Below are 20005 nucleotides of genomic sequence, written 5' to 3'. Positions count from 1 at the left end.
TGGCAGTAGTTATGCTCAATTTAGAGACGTGGCATACAGCGCCTCTACAGGTGTTTAAATTTCTAAACTGCGGTTCATTTACCTGAAGATAGCTGTAAATCACCGTGCCAGTCTTGAGCCTGTTGACGGATAGACTGTAATTCTTCAGGAGGCATTTTATCCAGATGTTTTAAAATAAAGCTCATTCGTCCTTGAGATTGTAGTTTCTCACGGTGTTGGTCAAGAAAATTCCAATAGAAGAAATTGAACGGACAAGCATTTTGACCTATACGTTCCTTATGGTTATAAACACAACCTTTGCAATAGTCACTCATCTTATTTATATAATTAGCAGAAGCAGCATAAGGCTTAGATGCCAAAACTCCTCCATCCGCAAATAAACCCATACCAATAACATTTGTCTGCATCACCCAGTCATAACCATCAATAAATGCAGCGTGAAACCAGTTCTCTACAGATTGTGGCGAAATTCCCGCAATCAAAGCAAAATTACTCAACACCATCAACCGCTGGATATGATGAGCGTAACCAGTGCGTTGCACTTGTGTAATAACCTGGTGTAAACAATTCATTTTGGTTTTACCAGTCCAGAAAAATTCTGGTAGCGGTTGTGTGTGGTTAAACCAATTTTTATCTGAATATTCTGCCTCAACATAGTAATAGATACCATGCATATATTCTCGCCAACCCAATACCTGACGAATGAAACCTTCGACGCTATTTAAAGGCAGTTGGTGTTCTTTATATGCTGCTTCGGCTGCTTGAATTACCTCCAATGGTTGGAGTAACCCAATATTTAGGTAAGGAGAAAGTAATGCGTGCCACATTGTTTCTTCTCCCGTTACCATTGCATCTTGGTATGGCCCAAAATCTGCTAGACGATGTTGAATAAACCAGTCTAATACCTGAAGTGCTTGCTGGCGATTTACCCCCCAGCGAAAAGGTGCTACTTCCCCATAAGTTTGGCAAGATAGAGAATTAACTTTGGCAATAACATCAAGTGTAATTTCATCTGGTTCAAACCACTGTGCAGGGGGTGTATTCAACTTACCTTTCGGTGGTTGCCGATTTTCTTGATCCAAATTCCATTGTCCCCCGATTGGTTTATTTTCCTCCATTAAAATTTGCAACCTTCGTCTTCCTTCTCGATAAAAGTCTTCCATTAACAGACGCTTACGACATGACGCCCAATTATTAAATTCTTCTGTACTCCATAAAAAATGATTGTTAGGAATTAAAGTAATTTGGCAAGGAAGTTCTAAATTTTGAATCATCTGGGTGAATGGTCGGTCATTTGGCATCATCACCCGCAACTCTGTAATTCGATTGGCTTTAATCCATTCTTGAAGTGCTGTTTCAAAATCTCTAGCTACACCACTCAAGCTATCAGCCATTTTGTATGTAACCGAATACTTCAGTTGTCGCAGTTCCTGGGCAAAATGCCGCATAGCCGACCAAACCAAAACTAGCTTTTGCTGATGGTAGGGTCTTACTTGAATATGGCGCAGCGACTCAATCAAAATTACAGGCACATTGTCCTGATGACCACAACTTTGTAAAGCCGCTTGTTTAACTGAAAGCTGGTCGCCTAATATCCAAACTCCAATCATCATTATTAGCCTTCTTGATGTTTAAGAAACCTTGTATATACCATATTTTCATCCAAGGTATAGCTACACTAGAATGCATTGCATTTTAATCAATTACTTGCCTTCTGGTAGACTTAATCTGTCCTCGCTTAGTTTTACTGTCAAGACGTTTTTTGTGAGAACTGCGAGTTGGTTTAGTGGGTTTGCGTCTTTCGGGCATTATGACTGCGCTTTTAACGAGGTCTTTGAGTCGTTTCAAAGCTTCCTCCCGGTTTTTTTCCTGGCTTCGATGTTCTTGGGCTTTAATCACAACGACCCCTTCAAGGGTAATGCGTCGGTCATTTAACTTCAAAAGCTGTTCTTTATAGAAAGCGGGTAATGATGAAGCCTGAATGTCAAATCGTAGGTGGATGGCAGTAGAAACCTTATTAACGTTTTGGCCTCCTGCACCTTGAGAGCGAATCGCACTAATTTCGATTTCGCCATCGGCGATAATGATTTTGTTAGAAATTTGCAGCATAATTTATATATTATATAGCTTACTTATACCATTTCTTTGTGAGGCTGCGCTGTATTTTTTGACATTTTTTGAATTCAAAAAATGTCAATAAGTTTAAAAAGCCTAAAAACTAAAAGTAGTCCGAATTGCCCCGACAAAAATATCATTATTCCGCGAAATATGTCCAGGGTCAGTGACAATAAAAAATCCCGGAGTAATCGCAATATTGTCATTTACTAAATAGCGATAAAAAACCTCATAATGTGTAGAATTGCCTCGGTCTATGTTGGCAATTAAATATCCATTATTCAACTTTAGCGGTTGACCTATTATCAAGCCAAATAAATCACCCTTTCTGCCAAAAGGGTCATATAAACCTAAAGATGCTTGATAAGTCGTACTCAGGGCAACAGCATCTGATTTAACAGAATCAGTGATTACTGCACCCCCCCAAAGGCTAAAAACCACCTGATTAGTTAATTGCCATTTCATACTAGCGTTAACAGCATGAATCTGAGCAGGTTCATTCAATCCCCCAGAGGTATCAGCATTACCGCTGCCTGTACCAGTGTCTAACTGACCATCTTTAGCATAGGCATTGATATAAGCCAAACCAGTAATTAAAGAAGCAGTTGGCTTATATAATAACTGCACTCCCAAAGCACTATGATCTTTACTAAATAAACCTTGGTTACTATCATTAGTATTTCTAGTACCATAGGCAAATTGTAAGCGGGTTTTATCAGAAAGCAACCAATCAAAGCCTAAACCAGCGTCAAGACTGCCAATTTTAAAAATGGGAGTTGAACCAGCAAAAAGGGAAATAGCGCCCCTTCCAGCGTCAGCGTAGGGTGAGTTAACGCTGAGAACACTGCCTAGACTGAATCCTACGGGTTTGAAGGTGAAAACAATGCGATCGCTTCCAGCGGGGCGTAGCCCATCGCCTAATCCAGCAACTCGATATTCTAAAGAATCCAATCTTACCTGATTGTCGTAATCTGCCTGCCAAGCTAGCCTAGCCATGTTAGTGTTAAAAGCTTCAGGATTGCCAAAGCTATCCCCCGCACTATTCCCTGTCACCAACCCAATACGAAAACGGTCTTTACCATTGAAAGAAGACACCAGTTGCAGCTGTGTGAGTTGAGTCAGAATTGTGTTAGCTTCTCCTTTACCTGGGGGCTTACCTCCAGAACCAGTTGCTAAACCCAAGATTACTTGTCCACCCAAACCAACAGTAGTCGAAAACTGTTGGGCTGTTAAATTGGCATTACGCGCTTCTAAATTGTCAATTCTCCCCGTTAAATTTGTTAATTCAGTTGCAAATTCCGTTTGGAGTTTTTGTAATGTTTCTAAGTCTGCTTTTTTAATTTTCTCAGTTAAACCAGCGGCAACTAATTGATTAATTTTATCCAAAACTGCTTGCAAACCTGCGGCAAATTCATAGCGTGTTAAGGGACGTTTGCCTTTAAATGTGCCATCAGCATAACCAGCAATTACGTCGTAACGTTCAACTAAAGATTGCAATGCCGTAAAAGCCCAATCAGTAGGTTGAATATCAGATAATTGTGATACTGAGTTCAACCGTTGATCGCTGTTATTAGAATCTTCATGATTCTGAGAGATATTGTCTAACTTTCCCGATTCTTTTGGCTCAATTACTTGTAAACTATTAGGCTGGCTTGAAGATAAATTGTGAATATTTTCTTCATTTGGATTAATTGCCAGGACTGGGGAAACTAAACAAAATACTGCTGTTCCAGATAGGAATAATAAGTTTTTGTAGATCATCATCACCCATCACAGATAAATATCTAGACAAATTAGCGATCGCGTGCCACCCCAGTTGTCAAACTCCCACGATAAGGAATCCCCTCTTGGGGTTGATCACCATTGACCCCAAAAACATTAATTTGGGTTATTTGACCATTAGCATCGATCACTGAACCACTGGCATTATTACCACTAAGACCAGCTTTATTACTTACACCTGTTTTGCCGTCAATAGTCACAGTACCTTTATCAAAATCTACAGAAATTCGCTTTGGAGAGTTGGGATTATTATCAGGAATAAACGTGGCAACATTTCCTTCTCTTCTAAAAAAAGTACCAGTAGTAACTTGCGGATTAATAATTCTCACAGAAGCCCGTGGACGAGGATTCAAATCTCCCTCGGTACCATCTAAAGCATCTGCGAGGAAAGTTTTAGTAAAACCCTCTATTCTTTTTGCCTGATTTCTCAATGCTGCCAAAGTTTGAATTCTCACAGCTTTGAGTGTTTCTTGAACCTGGGGAGATTCTTGGGCAACTAAATTTTCTTGTCCTGGCCCGATACCACCAGTCAAAGTAATTAATTTATAAAATCCCTGTAAATCAAACTCCTGGACTTTTCCCACTACTCCATTTCTAACTGCTACTGTCTGACCACCTTTTAAAGCAACAGTTTTTTTGTTTTGCTGGTCAGAGATTTTAATATCTCCATCAGTCAGAGCAAAAACTTGTGTGCTGTTGCGTGCAGAATCGTGAATCACCATTACTGCACTAGCTTTATCTGCTGGTAGAAATAGAGGGGTTATAGTTGATGATACTGGCACAGCAACACCGCTATTTTGCCTTAATTCACTACTATTAGAAGTAGGAAGAACTGCCAAAATACTAATTTTACTTTCTGGCGTTTCAACTTCCGTGCCAACACTACCCGGTGGACTCAAAATTAAGGTAGTGCCATTTTCCAACTTAAAGATCATTTCCCGAAGGGCTATCCGATTTGGCAGTTGAAAGCGACGTACACCCGGTTCAAATCGGAATGTGCTACTTTGATCTACTCGAATCAGAGATTTATCGTTGAAAAACAATTGAGCTTCAGAACTGACACCCGTCCTAACTGCATCTCGCGGAACTATTACATCTTTTTGTTTTGCTGGACGCTGGGTTTGATTTTGCAGCAACAGTTCAACTATCTTAATCAGCTTGTAAACTTCAGCGCGGGTTAGCTGCTCGTCTTGTACAGCAAATACAGGAGTCATCCAATATAGTGTTACTAGACCACTAATAATTAACTTTTGAGCTAAAGACCAAATTTGCCGTTTCATCAATGTGAGCCTTCTTGCTGTTGAAAGTAAATTTGCCAATTGACAAAATTTCTCAATTATAAATCAAATTTAGCTGAGTTGCACCAAAGGTAATTTTTTGGTTGGGTTGATTCATAGATAGAACCCAATGATTATTATTTATTAATTCAATAGTTTAACATATAAGAATTAATTAGAGTAAATATCGTCAATTTATTTAAATTGATCAATTCCCTTTTGTGACAGATAACGGTAAGCTATATTTAACAATATTAAGCAACGATAAATCCGCCTAATCAGAAGTATGTGAGTAAATCGGTATCAACGCCGGTTGACTCAAAAATCCTAATGTTTGCTGCAAATTTAGAGGTAAGTTGATGGCTCAGTTTCTACTGGAGACTGTTTGGCTAGTTCCGTGCTATGCCTTAATAGGTGGGTTGTTGGCTGTACCTTGGTCGCCGGGGATCATTCGGAAAACTGGGCCGAGACCAGCAGGTTACGTCAACTTAGTAATGACATTTTTGGCGTTTGTTCATAATGCGATCGCATTGCAAGCAACCTGGAACCAAGCACCCCAAGAAGTATTTATCCCTTGGTTATCTACTGCTGGTTTAAACCTCACTATTGCTATAGAAATTTCCTCGGTGAGTGTCGGCGCAATGCTGGTAATTACCGGGTTGAATTTCCTAGCCCAGATTTTTGCTGTGGGCTACATGGAAATGGATTGGGGCTGGGGGCGCTTTTATTCCCTGTTGGGATTATTTGAAGCCGGACTATGTGCCTTGGTTTTATGTAATAACTTGTTTTTCAGCTATGTGATTTTGGAAATCCTGACTCTGGGAACTTATCTATTAGTTGGCTTATGGTTTAGTCAGCCGTTGGTAGTCTCAGGTGCAAGGGATGCTTTTTTAACCAAGCGGGTGGGAGACTTATTTTTGCTGATGGGGGTATTAGCACTATGGCCCCTAGCTGGAACTTGGAATTTTCCCGAACTAGCCCAATGGGCGACTACTGCTAAAGTCGATCCTACAGTAATTGCATTAGTGGGTTTAGCATTAGTTGCTGGGCCAATGGGTAAATGTGCCCAATTCCCCCTGCATTTATGGTTGGATGAAGCGATGGAAGGCCCAGTTCCTAGCACAATTTTGCGGAACTCGGTAGTAGTTGCCAGTGGTGCATGGATACTAATTAAACTGCAACCTGTTTTAACTCTGTCGCCCATAGTTTCCTCTTTTATCGTGGCCATTGGTGCAGTGACAGCAATTGGTGGTTCCTTAATTGCGATCGCCCAAATTGATGTCAAACGCTGTCTATCTTATTCCGTCAGTTCCTACATGGGTTTGGTGTTCATCGCCGTGGGAGTGCGACAAGATGAAGCCGCACTGTTATTAGTACTCACCCACGCCTTAGCATCAGCCCTATTAGTAATGAGTACCGGGGGAATTATCTGGAACAGCGTCACCCAAGACGTAACCCAACTAGGTGGACTGTGGTCACGCCGTCCCATCTCTGGAATAGCCTTCATCGTCGGTATTTTAGGCTTAATTGGTTTTCCACCACTAGGCAGCTTTTGGGCCTTGTTCAAATTAGCAGATGCACTGTGGGAAGCTCAACCTTGGTTAGTAGCAATAGTCATAGCTGTAAACGCTTTGACAGCATTTAGCTTAACCAGAGAATTTGGTTTGATTTTTGGCGGTAAACCCAAACAAATGAGTGAGCGATCGCCTGAAGTTCACTGGCCAATGATTCTACCAATGGTAATTTTACTGGGCTTTGTTCTACATCTTCCCCTAGTATTACAAAGTTTATCACTGCTACCAGATTGGGCAACTCTGAATAAAGATGTCGCACTACTTTTAATTTGGTCAAGTATTTTCGGGTGTAGTATTAGCGGCATAATTTATCTAGGCAATATTCCCAAACCGATTCGCCTGCCTTGGAAAGGTCTGCAAGACTTGCTAGCTTATGACTTTTACACCCCGAAAATCTATCGGATGACCATTATTCTTGGCGTTGCCCAAATTTCTAAGTTTGCTGATATGATCGACCGTTTCGTAGTCGATGGCATCGTGAATCTGGTTGGTTTGTTTTCCCTATTAGGTGGAGAAGGTTTAAAATACAGCACCTCAGGACAAACCCAATTTTACGCCTTCACCGTACTCGTAGGAGTAGGTGTCTTAGGAATGTGGGTAGCCTGGCCATTCTGGGGAGTGCAGTTTTTAAACTTGATTTTCTGAATTCAACTAATAGTTAATGGGGCAATAAAAAATTCCCCATTACCAATCAGGATTTAAGGATTAAAGGATGATGAGGATTAAATTAATCATTCTCAAATAAATCCTGTTAATCCTCTAATCCTGAGCAGGATTTAAGGATTAAAGGATGATGAAGATGAATATTAATCATTCTCAAATAAATCCTGTTAATCTTCTAATCCTGAGCAGGATTTAAGGATGAAAGGATGATGAAGATGAATATTAATCATTCTCAAATAAATCCTGTTAATCCTCTAATCCTCTAATCCTGATCCCAATTAAGATGAGGATGAATATGAATCATTCTCAAATAAATCCTGTTAATCTTCTAATCCTCTAATCCTGATCCCAATTTATATGTTAAGTGTTTTAATCTGGATACCAATTTTAGGCGCGGCAATTATCGGGTTTTGGCCTAGTGGCACTATCACAGCAAATCGCGTTCGTTTATCAGCCCTCACTCTGTCTGGGCTAGTTCTTCTCTGGAATCTTTTCATCCTGTTCAAATTTGATATCACTAATCCAGGGATGCAGTTTCAAGAATATCTTCCCTGGAATGAAACCCTTGGTTTAAATTATCAATTAGGGGCTGATGGGCTATCAATTTTGATGCTGGTGTTAAACAGCCTCCTCACCTGGATTGCTATTTATAGTAGTAGCAAACAGACTGAACGCCCCCGGCTTTTCTACTCCATGATTTTATTAATAAGTGGTGGAGTAGCAGGTGCTTTTTTAGCAGAGAATTTGCTGTTATTCTTCCTGTTTTACGAACTAGAATTAATCCCCTTCTATTTGTTAATTTCCATTTGGGGCGGAGAAAAAAGAGCTTATGCAGGGATTAAGTTTCTAATTTATACTGCTGTTTCGGGAGCCTTAATTTTAGCCACCTTCTTGGGTATGGTGTGGTTGACTGGTTCTACTAATTTTTCTTTTGATGCAGTCTCTACCGAAAAGTTGTCAACAGCAAAGCAACTCCTCTTACTAGTAGGGATAGTCATAGGTTTTGGCATCAAAATTCCTTTAGTTCCCTTCCATACCTGGCTACCTGATGCTTACGTTGAGGCTTCAGCACCAATTGCCATTCTTCTGGGTGGTGTGTTGGCCAAGTTGGGAACCTATGGACTGTTACGATTTGGCTTAGGGATGTTTCCCAACGCTTGGAGTATTATCGCCCCGACTTTGGCAATTTGGGGTGCAATTAGTGCTATTTACGGGGCATTAATTGCGATCGCGCAAAAAGACATCAAACGGATGGTCGCATACAGTTCCATCGGTCACATGGGCTATGTGTTATTGGCCGCCGCCGCCAGCACTTCCTTAGCACTCGTCGGTGCAGTGGCTCAAATGTTTAGCCATGGTCTTATCCTAGCTATTCTCTTCCATTTAGTGGGAGTCGTAGAAGCAAAAGTTGGTACTCGCGAGTTAGATAAACTCAATGGTCTGATGAGTCCCATCCGCGGTTTACCTTTAATTAGCGCCCTCCTAGTTTTAAGCGGGATGGCTAGCGCCGGTATTCCCGGTTTAACAGGATTCATCGCTGAATTTATCGTATTTCAGGGCAGTTACTCAGCTTTTCCCATACCAACACTGTTGTGTGTGGTTACCTCAGGCTTCACCGCAGTATATTTTGTCATCCTCCTCAACCGCACCTGTTTCGGCAGACTCGACAGCCTAGCCTACTATCCTCAAGTTCTATGGTCTGAGAAAGCACCCGCCCTAATTTTGGCAGTCCTCATCATCTTTTTAGGAGTACAACCAACTTGGTTAGTCCGTTGGAGTGAACCCACAGCTACAGAGATGGTTTCTGCTATTCTACCTATCGATAAAACCGTCATTTCTCAACTAGCTGTGAAGTAGTATTTCTTAGTGCTTTGGTGGTAAAAAAGTTGATTTTTTAACCACCAAGACACCTTTATTTACACCCTGCTGTACTAGTTCAGCGGCTCAAATTCTCATATAGCAATCCTAAACATTCATGAAATTCTTTCTCCTCTTCTCCTTCTTCGCGCCCTTCTCTTCGAGACGCTATGGCTAACGCCACGCTCCGCGCCCTTTGCGGTAGCCTACGGCACGCCTCTCTGCGTCTACGTTTAAAAGAGTATTTTATACCTACACAACTCAGATAAGATTCCCATACAAAAACCCGTAATTAATCATACCAAGGAATCAAAATGGTACAAACTCCAGAAAAGCCTGCAACTAAATTACCTCCTTCCCACCATGAATTTGCTGAAGTAATTCATCGCCTAGAAGCAGGGGGATCAATGTTGCCAGATACCCCAGAAAACTTGATGCAAATTATCGGCTTATATAAAGCTTATGCTGTGCCAATGGATTTTTACTGGCGTGACCTTCTTTATATTGCTGAACGCGAATTTCTCAACCCGCTTCCATTCTTTAAATACTTCTTATCTCAAGAATATTTAGATAGGCATAATCATTACGCTGGTGATGATGCAGATTTACGAATTTGGCGCGGCGTAGCCACAGCACATCCAGAACTTTTGGCATTTATGGAGAAAGGTGAAACCTTCAAAATGCCGAAGTTGTTGCATCATTTGTTCCATGATCGCATTAATATGGAATTTGCTGAAGCTTGTATGCAAGCAATGCTTTGGCATCGTCATATGTACGCGCCAATCAACCAATTTGATGCCTACCTAGATTCTGACGAATATAAAGCTAATGCTGATAGGGCAATCAAGGCTTACTTCCGAGGTAATCCCGCAATGTTGGCGCTGCATAAGCTGTTTCCAGAAATGTTTTTAGAACAGTGCCGCCAGATGTCTTACTACTCTAATTTGGGCTTATTCTGGGAAGTCATGGCGCCGGTGTTCTTTGAAATGTCGGATATTTATGATGAAGGTGGATTTAAAGGTGTCCCCGATGCCATGAATTTCTTAGTCAATGGGATATTTGCGATCGCAGGTCGCCCGATTTACCATCATGTTTATATTCGTGGCGAATGCTATGAAATTATCCCCAAATCTAAGGGTTTCACTTGGCTATACGAAGCAGCTTTACCCTATGTAGAAGCGGTTTTTTACCGCACTGCTCCCTTCCGAGGCACAAAGTCTTATAATGCTCAAGCAAATCAAGTGCCTGCGGATCAAAAAGACTTCCACTACGGCATTCTCTATGCGGATGTATTCCCCGTAGGTACTGCTGGTATTCCGCCTACATTATTAATGCAAGATATGTTGCATTTTTTGCCCCCATATCTTGTTGATTACTACAGCAAACATTGCCGTGGTGAAGAAGATATGTTGATTCAATTGGGTGTTAGTTTCCAACGGTCAATGTACAATGTGACTTCTGCGGTGATTCAAGCTTTGAGAACTGCACTTTTATATCCTTTAGATGACCCAAATCCAAAACATTTACAAGCTAATCGAGAATTTTTTGAGTCTCAGCTAAATCGCTTTACCCGTGCTGACTATGGCATACGTGATGCTGCCCGTCTGCGGAGTATTCAAAGTCAAGATTATAGATAACAGATTTCCCTGGCATTTTGACCTTTTTTGAATTCAAAATGCCAAATAGAGCCTACGGCTCCCGTAAGGGATACAAAATTCTGTTAGGTGTGACTACGCACTCAACCAATCTAGTCAAGTTTTTACGTTGCTTAGTTATACTTAATTTTTAGATTCAATTATAACATTATCATATTCACAATGAATTAGGCGATTAAAATCGCACGAGTCGCTTATATCTCAGCACTCTTCGTGTCTGAGCTTTACGCTTACCGAAAAACTTGTAAAAAATCTACTCGTTAGACGAGTAAATTCTGCCCCGGTAAGGCGGTTATGATCACGAGGATGCCAGTCTTCCCCTTACTCTGAGCGATTCTTGATAGTAAAATAGAGAATTGCTCTCTAAATACCCGGAAAAATAAAAAGTCATGCCAGGAAAAAAACCAAAACTACAAATGCGTATCTGGGCGATGTTATGTCATTTTTCAGCGCTTTTGGCATGGATACTTTTGTGCTGTTTAGTTTTTTTTGGTTTGCCGTTGTATTTGCCACTGAATCTTTTAGCACCATTGACGATTTGGCAATTCAAAAAGACACAATATCCCTGGATTGATCTTCAAGGTAAAGAAGCTTTAAATTTTCAAATATCTCTGACATTTTATACTTTGGTTATCATCATAATATCCTTGTTGTTTATGCTAACTAGCTTTGGTCTGGCAGCTACTACAAATGGGGCGATAAATCAAGTACATATAACATTGGATAGTTTACTAATTGTGTTCATGACTTTTATGTTATTCATTCTGTCAGGACAATTATTTTTAGTCACCTTTGCCGGCATCAAAGCATACAATGGAGAGCATTATCGCTATCCTTTGACAATTCGAGTTTTGCGGTAAAAGTTAAATTAAGTAGATAGACGGGGATAACTATGATTGGGGTGGCAATTGTCGGCACTGGATTTGGTCAAAAAGTACACATTCCCGGATTTCAAGCACATCCTCACACTGAGGTAGTTGCCGTTTATCACCGAGATATTAATCAAGCTAAAGCGATCGCCACCAGCCATAATATCCCCCACGCCTGCGATCGCCTTGAGGATATTGTCGCTTTGCCAGCAGTGCAGGCAGTCAGCATCTCTACACCGCCATTTTTGCACTATGAAATGGCAAAAACACTGCTGCAAGCTGGGAAACATTTATTACTCGAAAAACCCACAGCCTTAAATGCAACTGAGTCCAAAGAACTTTATCAGTTAGCCAAAAATCAAGGCGTCGTTGCTGCTGTAGATTTTGAATTTCGCTTTGTGCCAGGATGGCAGTTGTTTTCTCAACTGTTGTCAACAGGTTATGTAGGCCGATTACGCTTAATTAAAATTGATTGGTTTGGTTCATCTCGTGCTGATCCCAATCGCCCTTGGAATTGGTATTCTTCTAAAGAGAAAGGGGGCGGTGCATTGGGATCTTTGGGTTCTCACGCTTTCGATTATATTCACTGGCTATTTGGCCCAGTACGCAGATTAAACGCCCTGATGAGTACCGCCATTCCAGAGAGAATTAACCCAGCTACCGGGGAATTAACGCCAGTAGAGACAGACGACACCTGTATATTATCGCTGGAATTGCTAGATGGGACACCTTGCCAAGTTGCTATTAGTGCAGCGGTGTACGCATCTAGAACTCATTGGGTAGAAGTGTATGGCGATCTCGGTACGTTAATTTTAGGCAGTGAAAATCAAAAAGATTACATACATGGATTTCGGGTTTGGGGTTCCCAACCTGGTAAACCCCTGACGGAAATTGAAATCCCCCAAGAGTTACTATTTTCGCAAAGTTATGCTGACGGACGAATTTCTGCATTTATTCGCGTTGTAGATCAATGGGTGCAAGGAATTGAAACTCAGCAGGAAATTACACCATCCCTGCGTGAAGGGGTTTATTCTCAGTTGTTGATGGATTTATCCCATCAATCCCATCAAACAGCAAGTTGGGTAGAGGTACCTGCTTTAGAGACATTTCTGGGCTAGCGGCGCTGAAATTGCACTTCTTTTGCCAAAAGCTTGATATCGTAGTTACCAAAAAAATCGTGTCCCAATAATCCAATACCTGCTTTTGGGGCGATCGCCACTTGCAAATTTTTGGCGACAACACCACCAACGGCCATCGATTTAACCTGTCCAGTGAGAAATTTGACCTCACTACCATCAGCAATTTCGACTTCCATCGTACCTGTAGCCTTGACTTTGAGAGTATTCGCCATTTTGCGAGTGATCAGAGTGCCGTTAGCGCCTGTATCTAAAATCATCTCAAAGCTTTGTTTATTATTAAAGGTAACTTCAATCACGGGAGTATTCCCAATGCGGCGTTTGATGGGAATCCGAGCAATTTCACCGTTGGGGATGGTTGCACTCTGAGGAATCCGAGCAATTTCATCCTTGGGGATGGTTGCACTCTGAGGAATCTGAGCAATTTCATCCTTGGGGATAGTTACACCGCAAAGCGTATTCAGATTCACCATTTTACCAGAGGATGTCACCATGAAACATACTCCTGGATCTTTAGCCCTGACTTGATGCGACAATGATAAAAAGGTCAGCGTTGGTACCACTGCCATCAAAACTAAGTTACTGGTCATCATCCAGCGCCTCAAGGCATCCTTCATGTTAACTACTTCTCCAAATTGTCCTAAATAAGTTAATTACTAGATGCCCCTAACTGAATTTTAGATTTTATATTTTGCATTAAGAAGAAAAAACCTAAAATCTAAAAATGGTACAACAGCCCTAGCAGTTTCAACTATAGAAAATCCCAAATTCACAATCCGTGTATTCAATGCTTGCCAAAGTAAAGATTAATTATTGCCTACCTTAACAATCATCTTTCAAATGCATTCAGGATTACTATTTGGTACTTTTTATACTTGTTGTCTGGTCTTGACTTATCCTCACAATATCAGACCAAATCCAATCTAAGACATATTACCACTAATAAAATATTGATATTTTAAAGATTAAGTAAAGACAGGATAAAACTATTCCCAATAAATCAACATTGCCAAGAAATATTAAATTAATAATCAGGCAATTTTGCAGCTATTCTAAATCTCTTGTGGCATTTATAGCAGTGATTATCGCATTTTTAATAGCAATATCCTTCTGAGGTAAGATGACATCTTCTGCAAGGGTGCGTTGAGCTACCACCCCGCAAACAGCAGCAGCGGCAAAATTATATACACTCGCCATTTTAAACAGCGTTCCGCATTCCATTTCATAATTCAAAATATTCAACCGCCGATATTCTTCGGTGATGCCACAAAGGGATCTCATTAAATTCGGATTCGCTGAATCAGTGCGTTCCTGTCCTTCATAAAATGTATCTACGGACGCCGTAATCCCCAGATAATGTTCAACGGCTAATTCTCGTGCTGCTTTCACTAAAGCCACGGTGAGAAACGGATCGGCAGCAGCTGGATACTCAACAGGGGCAATATCTAAGGCTGCACCTTGGCGACACAATGCCCCACTACTAATCACAATGCTGCCAACTGGCACATAAGGTTGAATCGAGCCACAAGTCCCAATACGAATAATTTGTCGGATGCCCACTTGTACCAACTCATTCACCACAATACTCAGAGAAGGCGCACCCATGCCACTAGTAGCAGATAAAATCCGGCGACCATTGGGTAAATCGCCTACATAGCTATTGAGTCCCCGGTTCTCCGACAACAACCGCACATTCTGCAAATAGGTTTGGGCAATTAAACAGGCCCGTTGCGGATCACCAGATAATAAAGCAATGCGGGGAGGTGGTGAACCCAGATCCTCTAGCCCAAAGCCAATGTGATAGAAGGGTTTACCAGTCGTAGATTTGTGAGCCATGATTTTAACAGAATCTTAAATTCTCTAGGCGGGAATTTTCGTCTTTACTGATATATTTAAATGTTGTCAAGCGTTAATCGAAGGACTTAATGTGTCGCCAGCTAACCAAGCCGCAATTTTTGATATGGATGGTCTGCTTTTTGATACGGAAAGCATTGCTCGGTGGGCTTGGAAACAGGCCGTAGAAAGTCATGGTTATGAGTTTAGCGATGATTTATACAAACAGTTCGTTGGTAGAGACTTATCTTCGCGGGAAAAAATATTCAAAAAAATATATGGAGACAACTTTCCTTTTGAGTCTGTGACAGCCCAACGCATTAAAATTGGTGATCAGCGAGAAATACAAGCAGGTCTACCCATAAAAGCAGGTGTTTTAGATTTACTCAAGCGACTGAGTGATTTGGGGGTAGTTATGGGATTGGCAACTGGGACATCTCGCGTCAGAACAATCCGCCGTTTAACTAATGCTGGTATTGACCAATATTTCACGACAATTGTCACCAGCGAAGATGTTGCTGTAGGCAAACCCGCCCCAGATATTTTTCTGGAAGTCAGTCACAGAATTAATGTCATGCCTCCCCAATGTGTGGTTTTTGAAGATTCATGTGTAGGTGTGGAAGCAGCTTTTAAAGCTGGAATGCGTACTATTATGGTTCCAGATATAGAACAGCCATCTCCGGAAATAAAAAATTTTGCTTACCGAATTTTGCTATCCCTAGAACAAGCTAGTGAGTTATTAGAGGTGATTTACCAGCAGTAGTCAGCAATTGTAAGTATAAAAACGCAAAGTAAGATCACTATGTCAACATATCCGAACATAGCTAAAACCCTATTACCCATTACCCATTACCCATTACCTATTACCTATTACCTATTGCATTCTGTCGATTGTGCGATACTGAATTGCTTCTGCTACGTGCTGGGGTTTGAGATCATCATCTCCCGCCAAATCTGCAATAGTTCGGGCTACTTTAAGAATGCGATCGCTTGCTCTGGCTGATAACCCTAATTTTCTAATTGCAGTTTCTAATAAATTCCGGCTGGCATCATCTAGCTTGCACCATTTCTGGAGATGACGACTCTGGATTTGGGCATTGCAACGCAGATTTGTTTCTGCTTGAAAACGGGTAATTGCGCGATCGCGTGCTTTTTGCACTCTTTCCCTGACTGATGTTGATGTTTCCCCCGTCGGTTGTTGGGTAATTTCCTCTGGTTTTAAGCGATTTACCGCCACTTGCAAATCAATCCGATCCATCAACGGCCCAGATAACTTTGCCCAATATTGCTCCCGTTGGCGCGGTGAACAGGTACACTGTTGAATCGTATCGCCATAATAACCGCAAGGACAGGGATTGGTACTCGCCACCAATGTAAACTGAGCCGGAAACATCACCGATTGTCTAGTCCGGGAAATCGTCACATATCCATCTTCCAAAGGTTGACGCAGAAATTCCAATACATCTCTTTTGAATTCTGTCAACTCATCCATAAATGCACTAACATTACCGAGTGATAATAGCTAAAAATGGCAAAAGTTTATGGATACTGCCGAGTTTCCAGTCGCGAACAAGCAGAAAATACCCACGCTTTAGAGCAGCAGTGTGATCGCATCCGTTCTGCTGGTGCTGAAGAACTTTTTGTAGATGTTGAATCGGGATCACGAGATGACCGCAAGCAATTCAACAACTTGATGGGTTTGGTGAAAAAAGGTCAGGCCAAGGAAATTGTTGTTACAAGACTTGACCGTTTAACCCGTAGCCTTCCAACCCTGAGAAAAACTATTGACGGTTTACAGAAACATAACTGTAATCTCCGCGCCCTAGATGACAGCATTGACTTAAAGACCGCAGCAGGGAAATTTCATCTAAATATGTTGGGCGCACTTGCCGAGATGGAGGTTGACCGACTTAGCGAACGGGTTAGACATGGCTGGGAACACCTTCGCGATCGCAAAGTGGCAATGAACTCACCCTTCGGCTACTGCAAAGTTAACAACCAACATGAGCTAGACCATGCTCCATTTCTCTGCCTCATTCTTGGCCAGCACGAAATGTCCAAGGCAGTAATAGCCCGTGAAATCGTTGAAGCATTTCTTAAAAAGCGTAGTTTGAGACTAGCTCTCAGAGAAATTAACGAACGCTATGGAATTCAAACTTTCGCTCATGGCAATAAAATCGGCGAGAAGAAGGGCGGACGTGTTGCTCAAGGCATTTTTAGATTTAGCGTTGGGGGTTTGAGTAACTGGCTGACAAATCCTGTGCTTCAGGGACATCTGCCTTACTTAAGGAGAGATGGCGATCGCTCCCAAATCCACCTTGACACCCATCCAAAACACCGTCTAATCTCTGATGGTGAATTTAAAGAAATCGAAAGTATCTTAGCTCACAATAAAAAAGTTAGGGGGTATGGTTCCACAGCGCTCAAATACCCTTGCTCTGGTTTGGTGTTTTGCGCTGAGTGCCGTGGTGCTTGCTATTCGCTAAACGGAGCAAAAAATTATCACAAGGCAAAAAGATTAGATATTGCGATTGAGCGAAATTACTACTTTCAGTGCAAAAACTGGGGTTCAAGAGCCTGTAATCAAAAAACCATAATTCGCATGGAAGTTGTGGAAGCTGCTGTGATTGATACCTTAGTTAAAAAAGCAGCACAAATTGCTAATATTGCCCAAACTTCAGAATCTTTAGCCGAACCGGAAACACCGGAAATTCAGAAGCTGCGATCGCAAATGCTTCAACTTCAACAGGCAAATTCAATCAGCCCAAATCCTGCAATTCAAGGAGCGATCGCCCAAATTGAAAACCAAATAACACAGTTACGCTATTCGTTATCCCAGAATCGGCAGGCAAATACTGTTTCTCATGAAGTGTTACTCTGGGCTTTTTCCGATCCTGAACTTTGGAAGAATGCCAGCGATGAGGATAAAAAGCGCGTTTACCGGGAATTGGTAGAAGCTGTTGTTATTCGTGATGGTCAGGTCGTTGAAGTTAAGCTCAATGTCTAGTCACTCTTCATCTTCTGCATAGTCAGGAGTATCACCCATAAATTCTTCATAAGCTAATTCAGCCATCTGGTACATAGCTTTTTCTATAGGGTGCCGTGATTGGCTAAAATCAAACCCGTCCTTGGCTTTGTACCCAAAGACCTCATAAAATTTTCCTGCAAGTTTATTAAGGCGTTCTTTGATTTTCATTTGGTTAAGTATTAAGTCTTGGGTAATGAGTAATGAGTAATGGGTTAGAAAGTTTTCTGACTTCCTGAAACCCACTAATCTGTGCAGTAGCGCATTAATAGCTTTCTTTTTCCAAAGGAAAAAAATCACTCGCAACATCATAAGTATTTTGGTCAACCCAGATTTTGCTATGTGAATCTGACTCATAAAACGTGCTGTTTTTGTAAATTAAATACCAGTTACCCCTTCTCATTCTGCGAAATAACCTAAAACTTGATAAAAAGTTGTAAACACAAATTAGTAGCCTTGTCATTTTTTTAGCCTGTGGTTAATCAATACAATGACAGTTACGCGATTCTTGAACTGATGCGATCGCCACCTCTTCAAGATTTGACAAGGTATTAATTTCTCGCCAACTAAACCGCCGCCCCAAACCTTTGACCGAACTATCATATTGACGCTGAATGCCATTCTCCCAAACAGCTTCAATTAAATGCGCCCGCTTTCTATCGTCAGGATCTAAATCTCTGATTTCCTCCAGCTTGGAACTAGGGCACAAAGTACAACTTGATTTAGGTGGAACTGGCAAGTCAACTGAAGCTATAAGCATTTGACAGGCTAAATCGTCTAATCCATATTGCATCAAAGGGTAGTGGTTTTGGTAAATGCCATCTGTTAGCGATCGCATTTGACTTGTTGCCTTGTTTAAAAGCCGATGGGTTTCATCAACGTGAAATCCAATGTATTTAGCTACTGGAAATTTAGCTAAAATCCCTTCAGAATAAACTCGGTGCGATCGCAATTTCCAAATCAATAGCACCATTTTTAGCAGCAAATCCGAGGATTCCCCAAACTCTAGCGCTAGTGTAGAAACCAACCACAAAGCCAGTTCCAACTCTTCAAGCGTTTGGAACTTCTTTTTACTTAGCTTGATTGCATGACCATTTTCAACGAGCCATTCTCGCTCATATTTCTGCTGTGGCTCAATTTTCCACATCATTGAGCATTTAGAACCACCGTAGGCTTTACTGGGCAGAGACTGATTTACAAGACATTCTTCCTCAAGGGTGGTGTATTTGTGTGCTGCAATATTAAGGCTCTGAATCAGCCATCTAATAATTTCAGTTTCCCCGCCGCACTTGATACTCCACCGGAGATAATTAAACCAATTAAACTTTGCTGCTACCAAAACCTTGCGAGTCGGGCTAACTTCTCCCGGTTCTTTTCGCACAATCGTAATTAGCGGCATTCCATGCTCAAGAAGCCACTTCTGAAATATTTCTATGTAGTCATAGGTTGCCTGTTTTTCATTTCCAGTGTCAGCAAAGATTATCAAGTCAATCTTTAGTCCCAGCTTCCAGAACATTACAATTGCGGCAACCGAGTTACGTCCCATGCCACAACTAAATATCCTTGGTGATTCTGGGTGTGGGGGCGGTTGCTTCCTGATTATTTCAATGGGCGATCTTGTTTCGTCAAGAAAACTTAACTGTAATCCCTGTGTTGCGAACATATTTATCTCCTAGTTATTGATTTGCGCTTCCAGTTTTTCCGCTTCTTGTGTTGTTAGTGGAAATTTCTGTACGCAGTTCCCACTACGATTTGCTTTGTAATCGGCAATTGTCTCCAAACACTGACTAGCAGCGAGTAAAAGCTTGATTCCATAACGATTCCGGAATATCAAATCGATTAATTCATGGCAGTGCAGTTTGAGCGCTCTCCTCGTTTCCATGAGAGCGTTTTCGTCAATGTATGGATTTGGTTTCATAAACCTCGAAAGTTAATTTCTAAAAGCGGTAGCACTAAGCGGCTTCTATTTGTGCTAGTTCCTCTAACGACTGTGCAAGTTCGGGTCTACCAATAAAGTTTTTGTCAAATTTAACAGAGGTTCTTGCAGATACTGCAACATTTTCTAAGCGGCGAATATATTCAGCGGTTTTGCGGTCTAAATGTGCGATCGCAAGCCTGTTTAGCAGTTGGGGGAAAGTTTCAATAGTCATAAGAGGCGCACAAAATTGAGATTTAAATGCCTGAGAGTTTTACGAAGTAGGTGTTTTACAGGCGCACAC

General features: G+C 41.4%; 17 protein-coding genes and 1 pseudogene. 7 read left to right on the top strand and 11 right to left on the bottom strand.

All coding sequences use genetic code 11. The features are described 5' to 3' along the window. Nucleotides 1–74: 74 nt before the first annotated feature. The 4 genes from H6G32_RS11655 to H6G32_RS11640 all read right to left on the bottom strand — a co-directional run bounded on the left by H6G32_RS11655 (nucleotide 75) and on the right by H6G32_RS11640 (nucleotide 5177). The gene (locus H6G32_RS11655) at nucleotides 75–1613 is read right to left on the bottom strand and encodes a cryptochrome/photolyase family protein (protein ID WP_190458285.1); all 1539 of its coding nucleotides are present in this window, start codon (nucleotides 1611–1613) and stop codon (nucleotides 75–77) included. 82 nt (nucleotides 1614–1695) lie between these two features. After that, entirely contained in the window at nucleotides 1696–2109 is a 414-nt protein-coding gene (arfB, locus tag H6G32_RS11650; protein WP_190458283.1) for an alternative ribosome rescue aminoacyl-tRNA hydrolase ArfB, read from the bottom strand. A 102-nt stretch (nucleotides 2110–2211) separates the two neighbouring features. Continuing rightward, nucleotides 2212–3879 (bottom strand): iron uptake porin, encoded by a 1668-nt coding sequence (locus H6G32_RS11645; RefSeq protein WP_190458281.1) that lies wholly within the window; start codon nucleotides 3877–3879, stop codon nucleotides 2212–2214. A gap of 29 nt (nucleotides 3880–3908) precedes the next feature. Further along, the gene (locus H6G32_RS11640) at nucleotides 3909–5177 is read right to left on the bottom strand and encodes a hypothetical protein (protein WP_190458279.1); all 1269 of its coding nucleotides are present in this window, start codon (nucleotides 5175–5177) and stop codon (nucleotides 3909–3911) included. A 356-nt stretch (nucleotides 5178–5533) separates the two neighbouring features. Between H6G32_RS11640 and H6G32_RS11635 the strand changes: the two genes are divergently transcribed. The 5 genes from H6G32_RS11635 (at nucleotide 5534) to H6G32_RS11615 (ending at nucleotide 12910) form a co-directional block, all read left to right on the top strand. Continuing rightward, on the top strand, nucleotides 5534–7393 hold the full coding sequence (locus H6G32_RS11635) for an NAD(P)H-quinone oxidoreductase subunit F (protein WP_190458277.1): 1860 nt from the start codon (nucleotides 5534–5536) through the stop codon (nucleotides 7391–7393). Nucleotides 7394–7768: 375 nt separating this feature from the next. After that, a complete protein-coding gene (locus tag H6G32_RS11630) occupies nucleotides 7769–9268 on the top strand; it encodes an NADH-quinone oxidoreductase subunit M (protein WP_190458275.1) in 1500 nt (499 codons plus the stop codon). A 314-nt stretch (nucleotides 9269–9582) separates the two neighbouring features. Continuing rightward, on the top strand, nucleotides 9583–10905 hold the full coding sequence (locus H6G32_RS11625; RefSeq protein ID WP_190458273.1) for a CO2 hydration protein: 1323 nt from the start codon (nucleotides 9583–9585) through the stop codon (nucleotides 10903–10905). A gap of 407 nt (nucleotides 10906–11312) precedes the next feature. Continuing rightward, a complete protein-coding gene (locus H6G32_RS11620) occupies nucleotides 11313–11783 on the top strand; it encodes a DUF4870 domain-containing protein (protein WP_190458271.1) in 471 nt (156 codons plus the stop codon). Nucleotides 11784–11815: 32 nt separating this feature from the next. After that, nucleotides 11816–12910 (top strand): Gfo/Idh/MocA family protein, encoded by a 1095-nt coding sequence (locus H6G32_RS11615; protein ID WP_190458269.1) that lies wholly within the window; start codon nucleotides 11816–11818, stop codon nucleotides 12908–12910. On the opposite strand, the gene H6G32_RS11610 is transcribed toward H6G32_RS11615, so the two are convergent. After that, nucleotides 12907–13545: a retropepsin-like aspartic protease family protein gene (locus H6G32_RS11610; RefSeq protein WP_190458267.1), complete on the bottom strand. Its 639-nt coding sequence runs from the start codon at nucleotides 13543–13545 to the stop codon at nucleotides 12907–12909. The two genes, H6G32_RS11615 and H6G32_RS11610, sit on opposite strands and share 4 nt — an antisense overlap. Before the next feature lie 430 nt (nucleotides 13546–13975). After that, nucleotides 13976–14764 carry a nucleoside phosphorylase gene (locus H6G32_RS11605; RefSeq protein ID WP_190458264.1) on the bottom strand — a complete coding sequence of 263 codons (789 nt, stop codon included), beginning with the start codon at nucleotides 14762–14764 and terminating at the stop codon, nucleotides 13976–13978. A 91-nt stretch (nucleotides 14765–14855) separates the two neighbouring features. Between H6G32_RS11605 and H6G32_RS11600 the strand changes: the two genes are divergently transcribed. Then, on the top strand, nucleotides 14856–15524 hold the full coding sequence (locus H6G32_RS11600) for an HAD family hydrolase (RefSeq protein WP_309232582.1): 669 nt from the start codon (nucleotides 14856–14858) through the stop codon (nucleotides 15522–15524). A gap of 111 nt (nucleotides 15525–15635) precedes the next feature. On the opposite strand, the pseudogene H6G32_RS11595 reads toward H6G32_RS11600, so the two are convergent. Continuing rightward, a pseudogene (locus H6G32_RS11595) lies at nucleotides 15636–16256 on the bottom strand (ATP-binding protein); the annotation flags it as partial. A 33-nt stretch (nucleotides 16257–16289) separates the two neighbouring features. Here H6G32_RS11595 and xisF point away from each other — a divergent pair. Next, nucleotides 16290–17768 (top strand): fdxN element excision recombinase XisF, encoded by a 1479-nt coding sequence (gene xisF / locus H6G32_RS11590; RefSeq protein ID WP_190458263.1) that lies wholly within the window; start codon nucleotides 16290–16292, stop codon nucleotides 17766–17768. Here the strand turns inward: xisF and H6G32_RS26535 are convergent, their stop codons facing one another. From H6G32_RS26535 to H6G32_RS11570, 4 genes are all read right to left on the bottom strand, one after another. Then, nucleotides 17769–18143 carry a hypothetical protein gene (locus H6G32_RS26535; RefSeq protein WP_206757966.1) on the bottom strand — a complete coding sequence of 125 codons (375 nt, stop codon included), beginning with the start codon at nucleotides 18141–18143 and terminating at the stop codon, nucleotides 17769–17771. A 121-nt stretch (nucleotides 18144–18264) separates the two neighbouring features. Then, entirely contained in the window at nucleotides 18265–19449 is a 1185-nt protein-coding gene (locus tag H6G32_RS11580) for a hypothetical protein (protein WP_190458259.1), read from the bottom strand. A 9-nt stretch (nucleotides 19450–19458) separates the two neighbouring features. Further along, nucleotides 19459–19704 (bottom strand): hypothetical protein, encoded by a 246-nt coding sequence (locus H6G32_RS11575; RefSeq protein ID WP_190458257.1) that lies wholly within the window; start codon nucleotides 19702–19704, stop codon nucleotides 19459–19461. A 34-nt stretch (nucleotides 19705–19738) separates the two neighbouring features. Next, nucleotides 19739–19936, bottom strand: coding sequence for a hypothetical protein (locus H6G32_RS11570; protein WP_190458255.1), 198 nt, complete (start codon nucleotides 19934–19936; stop codon nucleotides 19739–19741). Between the last annotated feature and the right edge of the window lie 69 nt (nucleotides 19937–20005).

It is taken from the genome of Cylindrospermum sp. FACHB-282, from assembly GCF_014697195.1.
GTDB lineage: Bacteria > Cyanobacteriota > Cyanobacteriia > Cyanobacteriales > Nostocaceae > Cylindrospermum.
The sequence above is the reverse complement of the archived record's forward strand: the minus strand, read 5'-3'. Positions and strand labels throughout refer to the sequence as shown.